Source organism: Vibrio sp. Y176 (assembly GCF_033438945.1).
Window position 1 is genome coordinate 1 of the sequence record NZ_JAWOQS010000496.1, and the last position, 719, is coordinate 719.

Sequence of the window (719 nt, forward strand, 5' to 3'; positions counted from 1 at the left end):
TCACTTCACTTTCCTCATATAAGCGTCTTGCCCGAATCTGATTGCGATTTTGTCGTTCACATTGATTAACAAATGTCCTCTAGTGATATTAATGTAATTAATTGTGAGCCAAGTCTAAATTCCAGTATACTGCTACCTGAGTAATATCGAGCTGTATAGATATAAATAATAAACCTTTGATTAATCAATAGATTGGTCGAGTAAGGGAAAGTAATGTTTTTTAATAAGTCGCTTCAACAAGAAAACCAACGATTAAAACAAGAGCTCTACAGCCTACAACAGATCCAGCAAAGCCTAGACGAAGAAATGTTAAGGCTGACGTTGGATGCGAAAGGCAACGTCACATCGGCAAACCAAAAGTTTTTGCAGCAACTTTCACTGTCAGATAAGGATATCTTGGCGAAGCATATTTCTGACCATGTACCATCAAACGTTAGAAATACTGACCACTTTTACCGCATGAAACAGTCGGTTCAAGCAAAAGCATTCTGGAATGGCGCGTTTCAAATCACCAAGGGGGATGGTGAAGAGGCGTGGTTAAGAGTGGTTATTCAGCCTGTGCGAAACACAAGTGACCAGGTTGAGAGCTTTTTTGTGTTTGCCTCTGAACTGACTCGAACGATCACGACATCGCGCGAGTACGAAGACATGCTGAATGCGCTGAGCCGCTCGATGGCAGTCATTGAATTTACGTTAGACGGTACAGTGCTTAAAGCAAA

The 719-nt window shown here is 41.3% G+C and carries 1 protein-coding gene; it reads left to right on the forward strand.

Translation table 11 applies throughout. The features are described 5' to 3' along the window. Positions 1 to 213 precede the first annotated feature (213 nt). Positions 214 to 719 (forward strand): PAS domain-containing protein (locus R7O13_RS26925; RefSeq protein WP_318305214.1); only part of this gene is annotated, 506 nt, incomplete at its 3' end.